Origin of the sequence: Sulfitobacter sp. M22, from assembly GCF_021736025.1 — a bacterium.
Classification (GTDB): domain Bacteria; phylum Pseudomonadota; class Alphaproteobacteria; order Rhodobacterales; family Rhodobacteraceae; genus Sulfitobacter; species Sulfitobacter litoralis.
On sequence record NZ_WMEC01000001.1, the window covers coordinates 422,252 to 437,639 of the forward strand.

The 15,388-nt window shown below is 60.3% G+C and carries 13 protein-coding genes; 6 read left to right on the forward strand and 7 right to left on the reverse strand.

Features of this window, described 5'->3' with window-relative positions; all coding sequences use genetic code 11:
• The first annotated feature begins 241 nt into the window (after nucleotides 1-241).
• The 5 genes from lpxC to GLP52_RS02130 all read left to right on the forward strand — a co-directional run bounded on the left by lpxC (nucleotide 242) and on the right by GLP52_RS02130 (nucleotide 7,619).
• Nucleotides 242-1,165 (forward strand): UDP-3-O-acyl-N-acetylglucosamine deacetylase, encoded by a 924-nt coding sequence (gene lpxC, locus GLP52_RS02100; RefSeq protein ID WP_093732673.1) that lies wholly within the window; start codon nucleotides 242-244, stop codon nucleotides 1,163-1,165.
• A gap of 211 nt (nucleotides 1,166-1,376) precedes the next feature.
• Nucleotides 1,377-2,249: an outer membrane protein assembly factor BamD gene (locus GLP52_RS02105; protein ID WP_093732672.1), complete on the forward strand. Its 873-nt coding sequence runs from the start codon at nucleotides 1,377-1,379 to the stop codon at nucleotides 2,247-2,249.
• 37 nt (nucleotides 2,250-2,286) lie between these two features.
• Nucleotides 2,287-3,948, forward strand: coding sequence for a DNA repair protein RecN (gene recN, locus GLP52_RS02110; protein ID WP_237271445.1), 1,662 nt, complete (start codon nucleotides 2,287-2,289; stop codon nucleotides 3,946-3,948).
• 79 nt (nucleotides 3,949-4,027) lie between these two features.
• Nucleotides 4,028-5,713, forward strand: coding sequence for a chloride channel protein (locus GLP52_RS02115; RefSeq protein ID WP_237271446.1), 1,686 nt, complete (start codon nucleotides 4,028-4,030; stop codon nucleotides 5,711-5,713).
• 145 nt (nucleotides 5,714-5,858) lie between these two features.
• Nucleotides 5,859-7,619, forward strand: coding sequence for a calcium-binding protein (locus tag GLP52_RS02130; protein WP_272903340.1), 1,761 nt, complete (start codon nucleotides 5,859-5,861; stop codon nucleotides 7,617-7,619).
• Between the two features lie 58 nt (nucleotides 7,620-7,677).
• Here GLP52_RS02130 and GLP52_RS02135 read toward each other — a convergent pair whose 3' ends face one another.
• The 5 genes from GLP52_RS02135 to GLP52_RS02155 form a co-directional block, all read right to left on the reverse strand.
• Nucleotides 7,678-8,022: a DUF427 domain-containing protein gene (locus GLP52_RS02135; protein WP_093732669.1), complete on the reverse strand. Its 345-nt coding sequence runs from the start codon at nucleotides 8,020-8,022 to the stop codon at nucleotides 7,678-7,680.
• A gap of 40 nt (nucleotides 8,023-8,062) precedes the next feature.
• Complete coding sequence (locus GLP52_RS02140) at nucleotides 8,063-9,853, reverse strand: aminopeptidase P family protein (protein WP_237271447.1); 1,791 nt, start codon at nucleotides 9,851-9,853, stop codon at nucleotides 8,063-8,065.
• Between the two features lie 57 nt (nucleotides 9,854-9,910).
• Nucleotides 9,911-11,788 carry a cobaltochelatase subunit CobT gene (gene cobT / locus GLP52_RS02145; protein ID WP_093732667.1) on the reverse strand — a complete coding sequence of 626 codons (1,878 nt, stop codon included), beginning with the start codon at nucleotides 11,786-11,788 and terminating at the stop codon, nucleotides 9,911-9,913.
• A gap of 159 nt (nucleotides 11,789-11,947) precedes the next feature.
• Nucleotides 11,948-12,952 (reverse strand): cobaltochelatase subunit CobS, encoded by a 1,005-nt coding sequence (gene cobS, locus GLP52_RS02150; RefSeq protein ID WP_414718557.1) that lies wholly within the window; start codon nucleotides 12,950-12,952, stop codon nucleotides 11,948-11,950.
• A gap of 224 nt (nucleotides 12,953-13,176) precedes the next feature.
• Nucleotides 13,177-13,803: a J domain-containing protein gene (locus GLP52_RS02155; protein ID WP_093732666.1), complete on the reverse strand. Its 627-nt coding sequence runs from the start codon at nucleotides 13,801-13,803 to the stop codon at nucleotides 13,177-13,179.
• Nucleotides 13,804-13,877: 74 nt separating this feature from the next.
• On the opposite strand from GLP52_RS02155, the gene GLP52_RS02160 reads away from it, so the two are divergent.
• Nucleotides 13,878-14,135 (forward strand): BolA family protein, encoded by a 258-nt coding sequence (locus GLP52_RS02160; RefSeq protein ID WP_093732665.1) that lies wholly within the window; start codon nucleotides 13,878-13,880, stop codon nucleotides 14,133-14,135.
• Between the two features lie 10 nt (nucleotides 14,136-14,145).
• On the opposite strand, the gene GLP52_RS19580 is transcribed toward GLP52_RS02160, so the two are convergent.
• Nucleotides 14,146-14,820 carry a hypothetical protein gene (locus tag GLP52_RS19580; protein WP_336885916.1) on the reverse strand — a complete coding sequence of 225 codons (675 nt, stop codon included), beginning with the start codon at nucleotides 14,818-14,820 and terminating at the stop codon, nucleotides 14,146-14,148.
• Nucleotides 14,821-14,866: 46 nt separating this feature from the next.
• Complete coding sequence (locus GLP52_RS02170; protein ID WP_237271448.1) at nucleotides 14,867-15,334, reverse strand: thioesterase family protein; 468 nt, start codon at nucleotides 15,332-15,334, stop codon at nucleotides 14,867-14,869.
• Nucleotides 15,335-15,388: the final 54 nt, after the last annotated feature.

Genomic DNA, 15,388 nt, shown 5'->3' on the forward strand with positions numbered 1-15,388 from the left:
AATGCGGTAATGTTGGTTCATAAATCGCAGATCGCTCATCACGCTTTGGCAAGCCCGCGACTTGTTTGAAACGTAGAATATCTATTTTTAACAGTATTTTACGGTAGGTTGGCGGATATTAACCGTCAATTGTGACAGTCATGTTTCAGACGGTAGCAATCATTGAATTGAGCAATCGGAACGGCCCAGATAGGACAGAGTTCAACTTAGACAGATGATCTTTGGACAGTGAGTATTAATCGTGCAGACAACCATCAAGACAGCGATCAGCTTTAGCGGCACCGGCCTTCATTCGGGCCGTCCCGCAACTGTGACGATCCGTCCTGCTGGTGTACATCACGGGATCTGGTTCTCACGCAGCGACGTGGATGTGGGTGATCGCTTGATCCCTGCGCGTTGGGATGCGGTAAACCGTTCGCCGCTCTGTACCAAGCTCGAGAATGCGACAGGCCTGCAGGTCTCGACTGTCGAGCATCTGATGGCGGCGCTGGCCGGTTGCGGTATCCACAACGCATTGATTGAAATCGACGGCCCCGAAGTGCCGATCCTTGATGGGTCTGCCGCGCCGTTCGTGCGTGGTATCATGCAGCGCGGTGTGCGCATGCTGGCGGCCCCTGTACGAGCATTTGAGGTGCTTAAGACCGTCACTGTAACGGACGGCGAAGCATCGGCCACCATCTCGCCTGCGGACACGCTGAAGATCGACTTTGTCATCGATTTTGCAGACGCTGCAATCGGCCATCAGGAAAAGTCGCTGGTGATGAACAACGGCAGCTTCGCGCGTGAACTTTGCGACAGCCGTACTTTCTGCCGTCAGGCGGATGTGGATGCGATGCAAGCCAACGGTCTGGCCTTGGGTGGTAACGCCGGTGAGAACGCGGTCGTATTTGATGGCGACCAGGTGCTCAGCCCGGGCGGTCTGCGCCATTCGGACGAACCTGTACGTCACAAGATGCTGGATGCCTTGGGCGATCTGGCGCTGGCAGGTGCGCCGCTTATTGGTCACTATACCGGTGTTCGCGCGGGTCACAGCCTGACCAACACGCTGCTGCGTGCGCTGTTCACGACTCCCGGCGCAGTACGCATGGTACAATGCGACGCGCAGATGGCGTCGCGTCTGCCGGGCTTTGGCCTTGAGTGGGATGAAATTCCCGCCGTTGCCTGAAATCGTGATCGCAGTGACGCAGGTCAGGGCATTAACGATGGTTGAAACTCCGGTGGTGCTTGGGTAATCCTTTGTTTACGATTTGGCCGGTCGACAGCTGCCCTTGCGAGGGACTACCGAATGGTCGTTTTGTTGCGCGAAACCTTGTGCTAGTCACGGGCAAAGGCGTATCGTGAAACGTGACGCAGAGTTTAAAGCGAGGGTGAAACGCATGACGGGTACGATGTCGCGCAAGCGGGTGGTCGGTGCGGTGCTTTTGGCGGGCGTTCTTGGCGCGTGCGGTGGTGCTCAGGATACGGGTCGGACGACCAACAGCTTCTTCAACCCTCAGGAAATCCCGCTTGAAACCTATTCGGCTGAGCAGATTTTTGAACGCGGCGAATTCGAACTAAACCGTAAACGCCCTGCCGAAGCGGCTGAATACTTTTCGGAGATCGAACGCCTGTATCCCTATTCCGAATGGGCCAAACGCGCGTTAATCATGCAGGCTTTTGCCTTCCATCAGGATCAAGACTACCCCAGCAGCCGGTCTGCCGCGCAGCGCTATATCGATTTCTTTCCCGATGACGATGACGCGTCCTATGCCCACTATCTGCTGGCGCTCAGCTATTATGACCAGATCGACGAAGTTGGCCGCGACCAGGGCCTGACTTTTCAGGCGCTTCAAGCGCTGCGCCGCGTGATCGAAGATTACCCCGACAGCGAATATGCACGGTCTGCGGTGCTAAAATTCGATCTGGCCTTTGACCATCTGGCGGGCAAGGAAATGGAAGTCGGGCGCTATTATCTGCGCCGCGAGCATTACACCGCGTCGATCAACCGCTTCCGCGTTGTCGTCGAGGATTTCCAGACCACCACCCACACCGCCGAGGCGCTGCACCGTCTGGTAGAGGCGTATCTGTCGCTGGGTCTCACGGACGAGGCGCAGACTGCAGGTGCCATTCTGGGGCATAACTACCAGTCCACTGAATGGTACGAGGCGAGCTATAAGCTGCTGACCGGTCAGGGCCTCGAAATGAAGTCCTTTGGGGATAACTGGCTTACCGCGATTTACCGCCAAACGATCAAGGGCGAATGGATCTGACCACGCGCCTCTTTACGGCCTTCACGGATAGTGACCCATGCTACGCGGCCTAGATATTTCGGATATGCTGATCATCGACCGGCTGGAACTTGCGTTTCAGCCGGGTTTGAACGTTCTGACCGGCGAAACAGGGGCCGGTAAATCAATCTTGCTTGATAGTCTCGGGTTTGTGCTGGGCTGGCGCGGGCGCGCCGATCTGGTGCGTCAGGGCGCGTCTCAGGGCGAGGTCACGGCATGGTTCGACCTGCCCGAAGGCCACGCAGCCCACGCGGTGCTGGAAGAGGCGGGCCTGCCCGGCGGGGCAGAGCTGATCTTGCGCCGTATCAACGGGTCCGACGGGCGTAAAACGGCTTGGGTCAACGATCGCCGCTGCTCGGGCGAGGTGCTGCGCGCCCTGTCCGAGACGTTGGTCGAGTTGCACGGACAGCATGACGACCGCGGGCTGCTTGACCCCAAGGGCCACCGCGCCATTCTGGATGAATTTGCGGGCACGGCTGCGCTGCGGGCCAAGGTGCGTCAGGCGTGGTCTGCATTGGCTGCTGCGCGCAAGGCTGCCAAACAGGCCGCCGCCGAACGCGAGGCCATTGCCGCCGAAGAAGAATACCTGCGCCACGCCGTGGCAGAGCTGGACAAGTTGGACCCGCAAGCGGGCGAGGAAGAGCAGCTCGACGCGCGCCGCCGTCTGATGCAAAGCGCCGAAAAGATCCGCAGCGATGTGGTCAACGCCTACGAGATGATGGGACAGGGCGGCGCAGAGACCCAGTTAGGCGACGCCCTGCGCTGGCTTGACGGCGTCGCCCACAAAGCCGATGGCACGCTAGAGGCCCCGATGGCCGCGCTGTCACGTGCTATGGTCGAACTAGACGAAGCGATGGAGGGCGTGGTTGCCGCGATCGACACGATGTCGTTCAACCCGATCGAGCTCGAGGAAGCCGAAGAACGACTGTTCGCCATCCGCGGCATGGCCCGCAAGCACGAGGTACAGGCCGATGAGCTGGCGGGCTTTGCCGACACGCTGCGCGGCAAGCTGGATGCACTAGACGCGGGCGAGGCAGCACAGGCCGGCCTTGAGAAAGCTGTGCGTGACGCCCAAGCCGCCTATGACGCCGCCGCTGACGCACTGACCGATGCACGCCAAAAGAAAGCAGGCAAGCTGGACAAAGCCGTCGCCGCTGAGCTTGCCCCGCTAAAGATGGAACGCGCGGTATTTGCTACCCAGATCACAGCCGAGGCACCGGGCCCCGAGGGGCGTGACGCGGTGTCCTTCACCGTCGCCACCAACCCCGGCGCGCCAGCGGGGCCATTGGGCAAGATCGCATCGGGCGGGGAGCTAAGCCGCTTTCTGCTCGCGCTCAAGGTGTGTCTGGCCAAGGGACAAACCGGCCTGACGATGATCTTTGACGAAATCGACCGTGGTGTTGGCGGGGCAACCGCCGACGCAGTGGGGCGGCGTCTGGCGGCGCTGTCGCAGGGCGGTCAGGTGCTTGTTGTCACCCACTCGCCGCAGGTGGCCGCTTTGGGCGCACACCACTGGCGTGTGTCCAAGGCCGTGTCCAAAGGCATGACTTTGTCGACAGTCACGCCGCTCTCGGCCCCCGAACGGGTGGACGAGGTCGCGCGTATGCTGGCCGGAGACACAATCACCGACGCCGCCCGCGCGGCCGCACGCGAGCTTTTGGGCGAAGAATTCGCCACCTAGGAGCCGCGTCTTGATTGCAGGGGTTTTAACGCAGGCGGCTCTGTCCTAGACATGGGGAAACCCTGACAGCAAAGCCGCCATGCCTTTGAAACCGCGCCCCTTTCTGAACCAGCAATATGACACGCTGTGCAGCCATGCGCGCTTTGGCTGGGGCGTGCTGCGTGAAAAGGGGCCGGGCAAAGTTACCTTTTGGTTTATCGCGCTGGTGATCGGTATGTGCGCAGGCTTTGCTGCGCTGTTTTTTCGAAAAGGAATCAACGCGTTACAGGCGTTTCTTTATGGCACCGAAGATGTTCAGCGTTTGCACAGCTATATTGGCAGCCTCGACTGGTATTGGGTCGTTTTGATACCGACAATCGGCGGGCTTACCGTTGGGCTTATCCTGCATAATTTCACCCGCGATGCCCGTGCGCGCAGTGTGGGCGATGTGATCCTTGGCGCTGCACTACACGAAGGGCGTGTGGAGACGCGGGCAGGGATCGCGTCCGCCTTGGCCTCGCTGATCACGCTCAGCACCGGCGGGTCGTCGGGGCGAGAAGGGCCGGTTGTTCACCTTGCTGGCGTGATCGCGACGTTGGTCAGTCGCCGGATCAACGCAAGCGGTATCACTGGGCGCGACCTGTTGGGCTGCGCTGTGGCGGCAGCTGTATCGGCCAGCTTTAACGCGCCAATTGCAGGGGCGCTTTTTGCGCTAGAGATCGTGTTGCGCCACTTTGCCGTACATGCCTTTGCACCCATCGTCATCGCCTCCGCCGCAGGGACGGTGATTAACCGGCTAGAGTTCGGCGGTCTGACCGAATTTGTCCTGCCCACCGTGGGCGACATGTCGTTCTACGCGGAACTGCCGGCGTTTTTGCTGCTCGGGCTGACCTGCGGCGTGGTCGCGGTATTCTTGATGCGCGGCATCTTTTGGGCCGAGGATATCGGCAATTTCATTCAGGCCCGCAGCAAGTTGCCACGGTATCTGCGTCCCGCCGTGGCGGGTGCGATCCTTGGCGTAATCGCGCTGTGGTTCCCCCATATCATCGGCGTCGGATACGAAACGACAACCCGCGCCCTGAGCGGCGATATGATCCTGCACGAGGCGGTCGTTTTTGCCGTGCTCAAGATCATCGCCGTGTCGATCACACTTGGGGGGCGCATGGGCGGCGGTGTGTTCTCGCCCTCGCTGATGCTGGGCGCGTTGACGGGGCTGGCGTTTGGGTTGATCGCCACGGGCGTATTCCCCACGATGTCGGGGGCGACATCGCTTTATGCGTTGGCGGGAATGGGGGCGGTGGCGGCAGCCGTTCTGGGCGCGCCGATTTCTACGACGTTGATTGTGTTCGAACTGACAGGTGACTGGCAGACGGGTCTTGCGGTCATGGTCGCTGTCAGCATGTCGACAGCGCTGGCGTCACGTCTGGTGCACCGCAGCTTTTTTCTCACCCAGATGGAACGCCGCGGTATTCACCTTGCGGCTGGTCCACAGGCCTATTTGCTGGGCATGTTCATGGTCGGCCGCATCATGCGCCGTCCCGACGACCTGCGCGCCGCGAACGAAGAAACCTGCTGGGATCTGATCGGCGAAGGGACCTATATTGACGGCACCGCCACACTAGAGGCCGCCATGCCGATTTTCGAGCAGACCGGTGCTGCTTTTATTCCGGTGGTCACGCTGAAACCCGAATCGCCGCCCGAACTGCTGGGCGCGTTGTTCCATGTCGATGCCCTCAAGGCCTATAACCGCGCCCTGGCCGAAACCGCCGCCGAAGAACATTCTTAATTGTTGCTACTTTCAGCACAGTAGGCCGTGCGAAATATGATTGTCGTAAAATATTGAAATACGGCTGAATTGCGGCAGGAATTTGGCTTTGCTGGGACGGTCCCCGTGAACTACACTCTTAAGTATAGTTTTGGGGGATTTGAACATGCTTGGATTGACTTTACTGCCGGCGCTCGCGCTTTTTGGAATGGCAGGGCTGATGGGCAGCGACGACGGTGATGATGACATATCGGAGGACATCGAAGACGTGTCAGAGCCAAATGTCACATCCCCGCAGATTGTACTGCAACAGGGCACCAATGGGCCTGACCTGGTCACCGGCACGGGGGAAAATGATGACATCGATGCCTTTGGCGGGGACGACACGGTAAACGGCTTTGGTGGGGATGATACCGTCCAGGGCGGTGCGGGCAACGACATGCTGCACCTTGGCGGTGGCGATAACCTTGGCAATGGCGAAGAGGGCCGCGATACCGTCAACGGTGGCCCCGGCAGTGATACGCTTTTGGGCGGCAATGGTGCGGACAGCCTGACCGGTTTCGGCGGCGACGATGATCTGTCCGGCGGGCAGGGCAGCGACATGCTGCGCGGTGGCGTGGGCGACGATCTGCTGAACGGGAATAACGGAAGCGATACACTCGACGGCGGTGCCGACGATGACACCCTGATCGGTGGCAGCGGTGACGACAGCTTGGCCGGTTTCGGAGGCGCGGATTCCCTCGTTGGCGGGCTCGGGTCCGACAATCTGGATGGCGGGGCCGATGATGACACGCTTTTGGGCGGCGGGCTGATAGACACGCTCTTTGGCGGTTCCGGCAATGATGTTCTGCGCGGTGGCACCAACAATGATCTGGTTAATGGTGGGTCGGGCAATGACGACGCCATGGGCAACTTTGGCGCGGATACAGTGCTGGGGGGCCGAGGCAACGACACGCTGAGCGGTGGCGAAGGCTTTGACTACATCGAAGGGAATGACGGTGACGACATCCTGATGGGCAACGCGGGCAACGACGGGCTCAGCGGCGGCGCGGGCAACGATACCCTTATGGGCGGCGTTGGCAGCGATACGCTCAGCGGATTGGCTGGCGATGATGTGCTCGACGGGCAGGGCGGCAACGACCTGCTGAACGGCAACATCGGGAACGACACGTTGATGGGGGGCGGGTTGAACGACACGCTCAATGGCAATGGCGGCGACGATGTGATTAGCGGCGGCACCCAAAGTGATCTGATCAATGGTGGCAGCGGCAATGATGACCTGTCGGGCGATGCAGGGGCCGATACGATCAACGCCGGCCCTGGCGATGACACGCTGTCGGGCGGCGAAGGGCCGGACAAGTTGGCGGGCAACAAGGGTGACGACCAGATCGATGGTGATGCGGGGAATGACGCATTGTTCGGCGGTATGGGTGATGACACGTTGAACGGCGGGGCGGGGAATGATTTCCTTATCTCGGGGCTGGGTGCTGACAGCATCGACGGCGGTGCCGGTGATGACGTGATCCGTGCGTTTGACTTCAACCTCGACGGCAATGTGTCAGGCGATACGGATACGATGGCCGATGTGGTGCTGGGAGGCGACGGCGACGACACCATCAGCGCCAACGACGGCGATACGGTAACAGGGGGTGACGGGGCTGATGTAATCAACGCCATCGGCTATGATCAGATTGGAAAGGCACCGGTGATCGTGACCGATTTCAACCTTGCCGAAGACGGTCTGTACCTGCAAGAAACCCAAGGATCGCCCGCCAGCTTCGCACCCGGGGACGGGATGTTCGAAATCCGCGCCGCGGCCAATGGCACCGACAGTGAACTTGTGGTCAACGGCAATGTCGTGGTGATCGTGCAAAATACCAGCGCCGCCGATCTCAGCGCGGACACAAGCTGGTTGCTGAACGCATAAGAGGGGCCGCAGCCCCCCTTACCTCAACCTTGAAATTTTGGGGCCCTCGCGGGGGCCCCTAGATTTGCTCTACCGCGACCTCGGGCAACTGGTAGAACGCCAGATGGTCTTTGATCTCGGCCACGGCGTTGTTCGGATCCTCATAGGACCATGCAACGTTGTCGAGCGTCCGGCTTTTGGTCACGACCGAGAAGTAATGCGCATCGCCCTTGTGCGGGCAGTGGGTGGTCTTGTCGGTCTTGTCGAGAAACGCCATCGCGATATCCGAACGGGGGATATAGATCACCGCGTCGTGGTCGCCTTCGCGCAGTTCAAGCGCATTACGTGTCTCGGCCAATACCGCACCGCCTGCGCGCACTGTCCATGTCCCGTTTGACTTCAAAATCTTGATATGGTCTGCCATTGCTGACCGTCCTCCCTGAATGAACTGATTTATATCGCGCTCAAACCGGCGCTGTTGCCGCATCCAACCACAGTTTCGCAACCGGTGATAGCTGCGGTCCGATCTTTTCCGCAACGTCGCGGTGATAGGCGTTCAGCCAGTCCCGCGCATCCATGCTCAGCAGGTCGGGCACGATCAACCGCGTATCAATGGGGGCAAAGCTCAGCGTTTCCCACGCCAGCATGGCGCGGTGCGCGTCCCCGCCCAGCATGTCACCCGCAGGCCGTACCACCGCAAGGTTTTCCAGCCGGATGCCAAAGGCGCCCTCGCGGTAATAGCCGGGCTCGATGCTCAGGATCATACCGTCGGACAGGGGCACCGTGCTTAGTTTGCTGAGCCGTTGCGGCCCTTCGTGGACGCTCAGATAGGCTCCGACGCCATGGCCCAGCCCATGATCGAAATCCTGCCCTGCCATCCAAAGGGGCAATCGGCCCACGGCCTCGATATCGCGGCCAGCCAACCCTTGGGGCCAGCGCAGACGACTCATGGCGATCAAACCGTTGAGCACACGGGTAAACCCTTCTTTCGCCTCGGCCGGGGGCGTGCCGATGGCAATGGTGCGGGTGATGTCGGTGGTGCCGTCCAGATATTGGCCACCGGAGTCCAACACCAGCAGATGCCCGTCTTGCAGAACGCTATCGGTGTCTTCGGTCACGCGGTAATGCATGATCGCGCCATTGGGGCCGGTACCGGCGATGGTCTCAAAGCTGATCTCTTGCAGCGCCGGATCGCGGCGGCGCGCGGTCTCGAGCTTGGTGACAACCTGTGTTTCCGTCACGCTGCCCGCTGGCTGTGCATCGAGCCAGGCCAGCACCTCGACCAAGGCCGCGCCATCGCGCAGGTGCGCGGCGATAGATCCGTTGATCTCGGCCTCGTTCTTGCGGGCCTTGGGCAGAGCGCAGGGGTCATCGCCCCACACGATCTTGTCGCCCAAAGCATCCGCGACAGCCACCGGCACAGTCGCTTTCTCGGCCAGAACGGCACCAGATAGGTTGGCGAGAGCCGCCAGAAACGCCTCTGGTGCGTGAATGGTCACGTGCTGGCCCAGATGCGCCTCCAGCCCCTCAAGCTTGGCGGGGGCGACGAATAGGTCGACATGACCGGCAGCGTGCAGCACAGCAAAGCCATGCACGACCGGATTGCGCGCAATATCGGACCCACGAATGTTCAGCAGCCAGCATAGGCTGTCGGGCAGGGTGATCACTGCGGCCCCACGGCCCTTGTCGCGCAGCCCTTCGGACAGCCGTGCGATCTTATCGTCATGGGCTTCGCCCGCATAGTCGATTGGGTGGATCTTGGCGGGGTTCATGGGCGGGGTGGGCTGGTCTTCCCAGATACGGTCGACCAGATTATCGGTGCGGCGCAACGTGATGCCGCTGCCTTCCAGAGCTGTTTCTAACTGCTCGATCTGTCCGGCGGCATGCAGCCACGGATCAAAACCGACAACGCCGCCCTGAGGCAGCTCTGTACGCAGCCAATCTGCCAGCGATACCTCGGGCCATGCGACCGGCGTATAGACATCCGCCACCTGCGCCTTGACCTGCGTGCGATAGCGCCCGTCGATGAACACGCCCGCCACATCCCGCAAGGCGGCACAGAAGCCAGCCGATCCGGTGAACCCTGTCAGCCACTTCAGGCGGTCATCGCGGGGGGCAACATATTCGCCCTGATGGGCATCGGCGCGGGGCACTAGAAACCCGTCAAGCGCGTCGGTTTGCAGCTCTTCGCGCAGCGCGGCCAGCCGTGGCGGCCCTTGTTCCGGCCGCGAGGTCACCTCGAACGATTGAAACATGTCCCCACCCCATTCTTCATTTTGCTCTTAAAACTCCCCGCGGAGCGTCCTTGACCCTCAGCTTGCGCGGCGCATGCCCATGACACGGGCGCGTTTGCGCGGATCGGTGTCGAAAAGGGCGGCCAGCTGCTCTGTCATGGCACCGGCCAACTGGTCCACATCCGTGATCGTGACGGCGCGGTCATAATAGCGGGTCACGTCGTGGCCGATGCCGATGGCCAGCAGCTCGACGGCCTTGCGCTTTTCGACCATCGCGATCACGTCGCGCAGGTGTTTTTCCAGATAGTTGGCGGGGTTCACCGACAGGGTGCTGTCATCTACGGGCGCGCCGTCGCTGATCACCATCAAGATCTTGCGGGACTCGTGCCGTGCGATCATCCGGCGGTGGGCCCATTCCAGCGCCTCGCCGTCGATGTTCTCTTTCAGCAGGCCTTCCTTCATCATCAGCCCCAGATTGGGCCGCGTACGCCGCCAGGGGGCGTCTGCGGATTTATAGATGATGTGGCGCAAATCATTCAGACGACCCGGCTGTACCGGACGGCCATCGTTCAACCATGCCTCACGGGCTTGGCCACCTTTCCAGGCGCGGGTGGTAAAGCCCAAAATCTCGACTTTGACGTTGCAGCGCTCCAGCGTGCGGGCCAAAACATCGGCGCAAATCGCGGCGATAGAGATCGGACGCCCGCGCATCGAGCCGGAGTTATCGAGCAGCAGCGTCACGCAGGTATCGCGGAATTCGGTGTCCTGTTCGACCTTGAACGACAGTGGCGTCGTGGGGTTGGCCACGACACGGGCCAGACGACCGGCATCCAGCGTGCCTTCTTCGAGATCAAATTCCCACGACCGGTTTTGCTGCGCCTGCAAGCGGCGCTGCAGCTTGTTCGCCAGTCGGCTCACCGCGCCCTTCAATGGTTCAAGTTGCTGGTCGAGATAAGCGCGCAACCGTTCAAGCTCTGCCGGTTCGGCCAAATCCGCCGCACCGATCACCTCGTCGTGGTCGGTCTGGTACACCAGATAATTCGGGTCCGCATCCGATGCCTGCGGCGGAGCGGGAGGCTCCATCGGGGCGTCGCCATCGGGCATCTCGGCTTCTTCGCCAAGCTCTTGATCGGCGGTGTCATCCATCGACACCTGCGCTTGGGATTCATCTTGCTGTTGTTCTTGCGACTGTTCGGGAGAGGCTTCCGCCTCGTCCTCGTCCTGTTCGTCTTGACCGGTGCTATCGGGCTCTTGCTCTTCTTCGGTGCCTTCTTCCTCGGCACTGTCCTGATCATCGTCGCCTTGGTCGGGGTCATCACCTAGCTGGTCGCCGTAGCCCAGATCGACGATCATCTTGCGCGCAAAGCGGGCAAAGGCCGCCTGATCATCAAGCGTGTCGTTCAGCGTCTCAAGCGTGCCGCCGGCCTGATCCTCGATATAACCGCGCCACAGGTCCATTGCGTTGGCGGCACCGGCAGGCATATCGCGCCCCGTCGCCAGATGGCGCACTAGATAGCCTGCTGCCGTCGCCAAAGGCACGTCAGAGGGTTGCTTGGCCTGATCGTACCCTTTGCGCAGGGAGTCGTATTTGATCTTCGCGTCGATGTTGCCGGCGGTGCCGGGCATGTCACGTGCGCCCACGGCTTCGCAGCGGGCGGTTTCCATCGCCTCATATAGGTCGCGGGCCATGTCACCGGCGGGCATATATTTCGAATGGGTCTGGCCGTTATGGTAGCGCCGGTTCAGCGCGAGCGCGTCGGCGGTGCCACGGGCAAGCAGGACTTCCTCGCGGGTCATGCGGCGGCTGACCTGTGGCAAGCGCATTGAATCGCCGCTCAGACCCGATGGATCGACGGAGTAGCTCACCGTTAGATCGGGATCCTTCGACATGACCTTGGTCGCTTCGGCCAAAGCCTTTTTGAACGCGTCGGCGGGGTTATCTGATTGTTTGCTCATGTCATTCTCCCATCCGAGTGCGGCCGACCTGCGGCTTTGGTCACCGCGGCCACACGAAAAGGGGCGCTGCGGTCAGGCTGTTGTCCACCGACCCTAGGTGCCGGTGGACGTCTTTTTCGTCACCCCTCCTGCCAACGCGGGCACAGGGGGGATGGTGGCTTAGCCAAGGCTCAGGCTTGCGGCGGATTCTGGCAGCTCTTCGTCGAACAGGCGCTGATAAAACTCGGCGACGGTCTGGCGTTCAAGTTCATCACATTTGTTGAGGAACGACAGGCGGAAGGCATAGCCCACATCGCGGAAGATCTCGGCGTTCTGGGCCCAGGCAATCACGGTACGCGGGGACATGACGGTCGACAGTTCGCCGTTCATAAAGGCGGTCCGCGTCAGGTCGGCGACGGTGACCATCTGCTTGATCGTCTTGCGGCCCTTGTCCGTGTTGTAATGCGGGTTCTTGGACAAAACGATCTGCGTTTCCGCATCGATGCTGAGATAGTTCAATGTGGCAACCAGCGACCAACGGTCCATCTGACCTTGGTTGATCTGCTGCGTACCGTGGTAAAGGCCCGTGGTATCGCCCAGACCAACAGTGTTGGCGGTTGCGAAGATGCGGAAATAGGGGTGGGGTTCGATCACTTTGTTCTGGTCAAGCAGCGTCAGCTTGCCGTCAACTTCCAGCACGCGCTGGATCACGAACATCACGTCGGCACGGCCCGCATCATATTCGTCGAACACAATCGCAGTCGGGTTGCGCAGCGCCCAAGGCAGGATGCCTTCCTGGAAATCGGTAACCTGCTTGCCGTCTTTCAGCTTGATCGCATCCTTACCGATCAGGTCGATCCGGCTGATGTGACTATCAAGGTTGACCCGTACACAAGGCCAGTTCAGCAGGCTTGCCACCTGTTCGATGTGGGTGGATTTACCCGTCCCGTGGTAGCCCTGAACCATCACGCGACGGTTGTGGTTGAAGCCCGCGAGGATCGCCATCGTGGTGTCAGGGTCGAATTTATAGGTGCTGTCCAGATCGGGAACGCGGCTTGTGCGTTCGTCAAAGCCGTGCACGACCATGTCGGTGTCGATGCCAAAGACTTCGCGAACGGAGATCTCTTTGGTGGGTTTGGTTGTGAGGTCCAATGAGGTCTCGGCCATATTCTGTACGTCCTTCATGCTTCTGTCCTGCGCACCGCCTGCGGATCAGGGGGTGGCGTCCACGGCAACATATCTTTCCTGAGCGTGAGGGAAAGGGGCAATTCGCACCTGCGGCAAAGTCGCAAAGACCTGCGGGGGACGAAAAAGGGGCGGCGCATCTGTCTACACCGCCCCGTCTGTCTGGCTATGGCACGCGCTTCACGCGGTGGCCGATGCCCTCGGCCGGCCGGAATGGTGCTGCATCAGTCCTTGAAGTTGCGACTGCCCTTGAGCTGGTCCCAGGCCCAGACGACCAGCTGCAACTGCTCTTCCTGACTGCGATCACCGCCGTTCATATCGGGGTGCAGTACCTTGATAAGCGCCTTATACGCCTTGCGCACTTCTGGCTTGCTCCAGGTGTCCTTGGCCTCGAGGATTTCCAGAGCGCGCCGTTCTGTGGGGGGCAGGCGGCGTCCGGCGGCAGGCCCCTTGCCGGGGTTCTGCGTCGCGTTTTTGCCCAAGACCTGATGCGGGTCTTCGATGCCCAAACGCGCCCAAGCCCGTGCTTCGGGATCGCCAAGCGGCTTGGTGGTGCGTTCCCACACTTTGTCCTTGGATTGCTGGGCGTTTAATTCTGCCTCTGTGGTGCCGTCAAAGAAGTTCCACTTGAGGTTATATTCGCGCACGTGCTGCTGGCAGAACCAGAAATAGTCATCCAGCACGTCAGGTGCTTTTGGCGCACGGTATTTGCCGGCTTCCTCGCAGCCTTCGTGCGAACAGACGCGTTGTGATGTCTCGGACGCGCCGGACATCCCGCGACGGCCGCGGGGATTTTTCTTTTTCGAAGACGACACAGACATGTCGAATCCAAAGGGATCACTTTTGGGCATGATATGGACCTTTCCGACTCAGGCCGGTCAGTTTAGACCTTGGGCTCAAAGATTGAAGGGGGCTAAGCTAAAAAATGTCAGTGACACAAGAAATTGCCGACCGGCTGGAAGAGGCGTTTGCACCGTCGGAATTAAGCGTCGTTGACGATAGTGAAAGCCACCGTGGGCATGGCGGCTTCCGCGAGGGGGGTGAAAGTCATTTTAATGTGAAAATTCGGTCCGCCCATTTCAAGGGGCTGTCCCGGGTTGCGCGTCATCGCGCTGTGCATGATGCGCTTGGTCCCGACTTGATCGGCCGCATTCACGCACTGGCGCTGGATCTCGACGTCTGACAGGGGCCCCTTAGTCCGGGGTCTTATCGACCTTGGACGCGGGGACGTCTTCGGGGGCAGGGGCGTCTTTGGTTTCATCCGAAGCCTTCGCAGCTTTTTCGTCCACGGACTTTGTCTGGGGATCGCCGGCGGGTTTTTCCTCGGAAGTGTCGATTGATTTTGTCTGGCTGTCAGTCTCGACTTGCGTCTTTGCCGCTAGCTTTTCGGCCTCGGGCTTGCTTTCCGCAGGGACTTCGACCGTGCTTGCTTTGCGTCGCGACGCCAGTGCGTTCAGCATTGTCGGAGCAACCGCCGCCGTTTCTTCATCCTCGTCGGTTTCACCGTGCTGATCCTCGAAATAGCTTTCGTCCTCTGCGTTGTCCGTGTTCGCGTCCAAAGCAGTGGCTTCGGGCTCTTCCATCGTATCTGACGGAGGAGGGAGCAGTTCAGTAGGGGCCGTGTCCGGCGCTTCCTCGCGTAGGCGGCGAAACACCAGTACATTGCGCCATTCCGTCGTGCTGCCGGTCAGCCCCACCCGTTCAGTCGATGGCAGAGTCTCTGCCCGCTGATATTCCCAACCGTAACCTGAAAGACCATTCATAAGCTCCTGAAGCGCATGGGAAAACCGCGCTTCAGCACCTTTGATGTTCTTGACCTTCAGCCCTTTGGTGGGGGCGGGTACAACTTTGTATTCATAGCGTGGCATGTGGGCTGGCTTTCGGGTCAAAAGAGGTCAAACAAGAGGGCGCGGATCAGCGTTTCAGCCCGATTTTACGGCCAGCCTGTTCAGGGTAGGGCAACGTCGCGTGGGCCGATCTCATCGCTTCTAGCCGGGCCATAATATCGGCGGGCATCGGGGCCACACGGGGGCCCGACTGATCGATATGCAGCGTCAGCGCTTCGCCGGTGGCCGCCAGCCAACCGTCTTCGTGCCAGAGCTGCGTAAACGAATGGAAACGCTTTTCATCAAAGTCGAGCAGTTGGAACGTGCAATAGGTTGACGCGCCCTCGTGCAACTCGCGCAGATAACAGACGTGGAATTCGGCCACATAAGTGGTGTGACCTGTCTTTTGATACTCTGGTCCGAACCCGATCTGATGGTAGGCATCATCGACCGCGTTATCCATCAACACCGAATAATAAGCCATGTTCAAATGGCCGTTAAAGTCGATCCATTCGGGCTGTACAAGGCGCGGCGATGACCGGAAGGGCGTATCCATAAAAGACCTTTCAAAGCGTGTCAGAGGGTGAGCGTGGCGAGAAAAGGGCCGGGG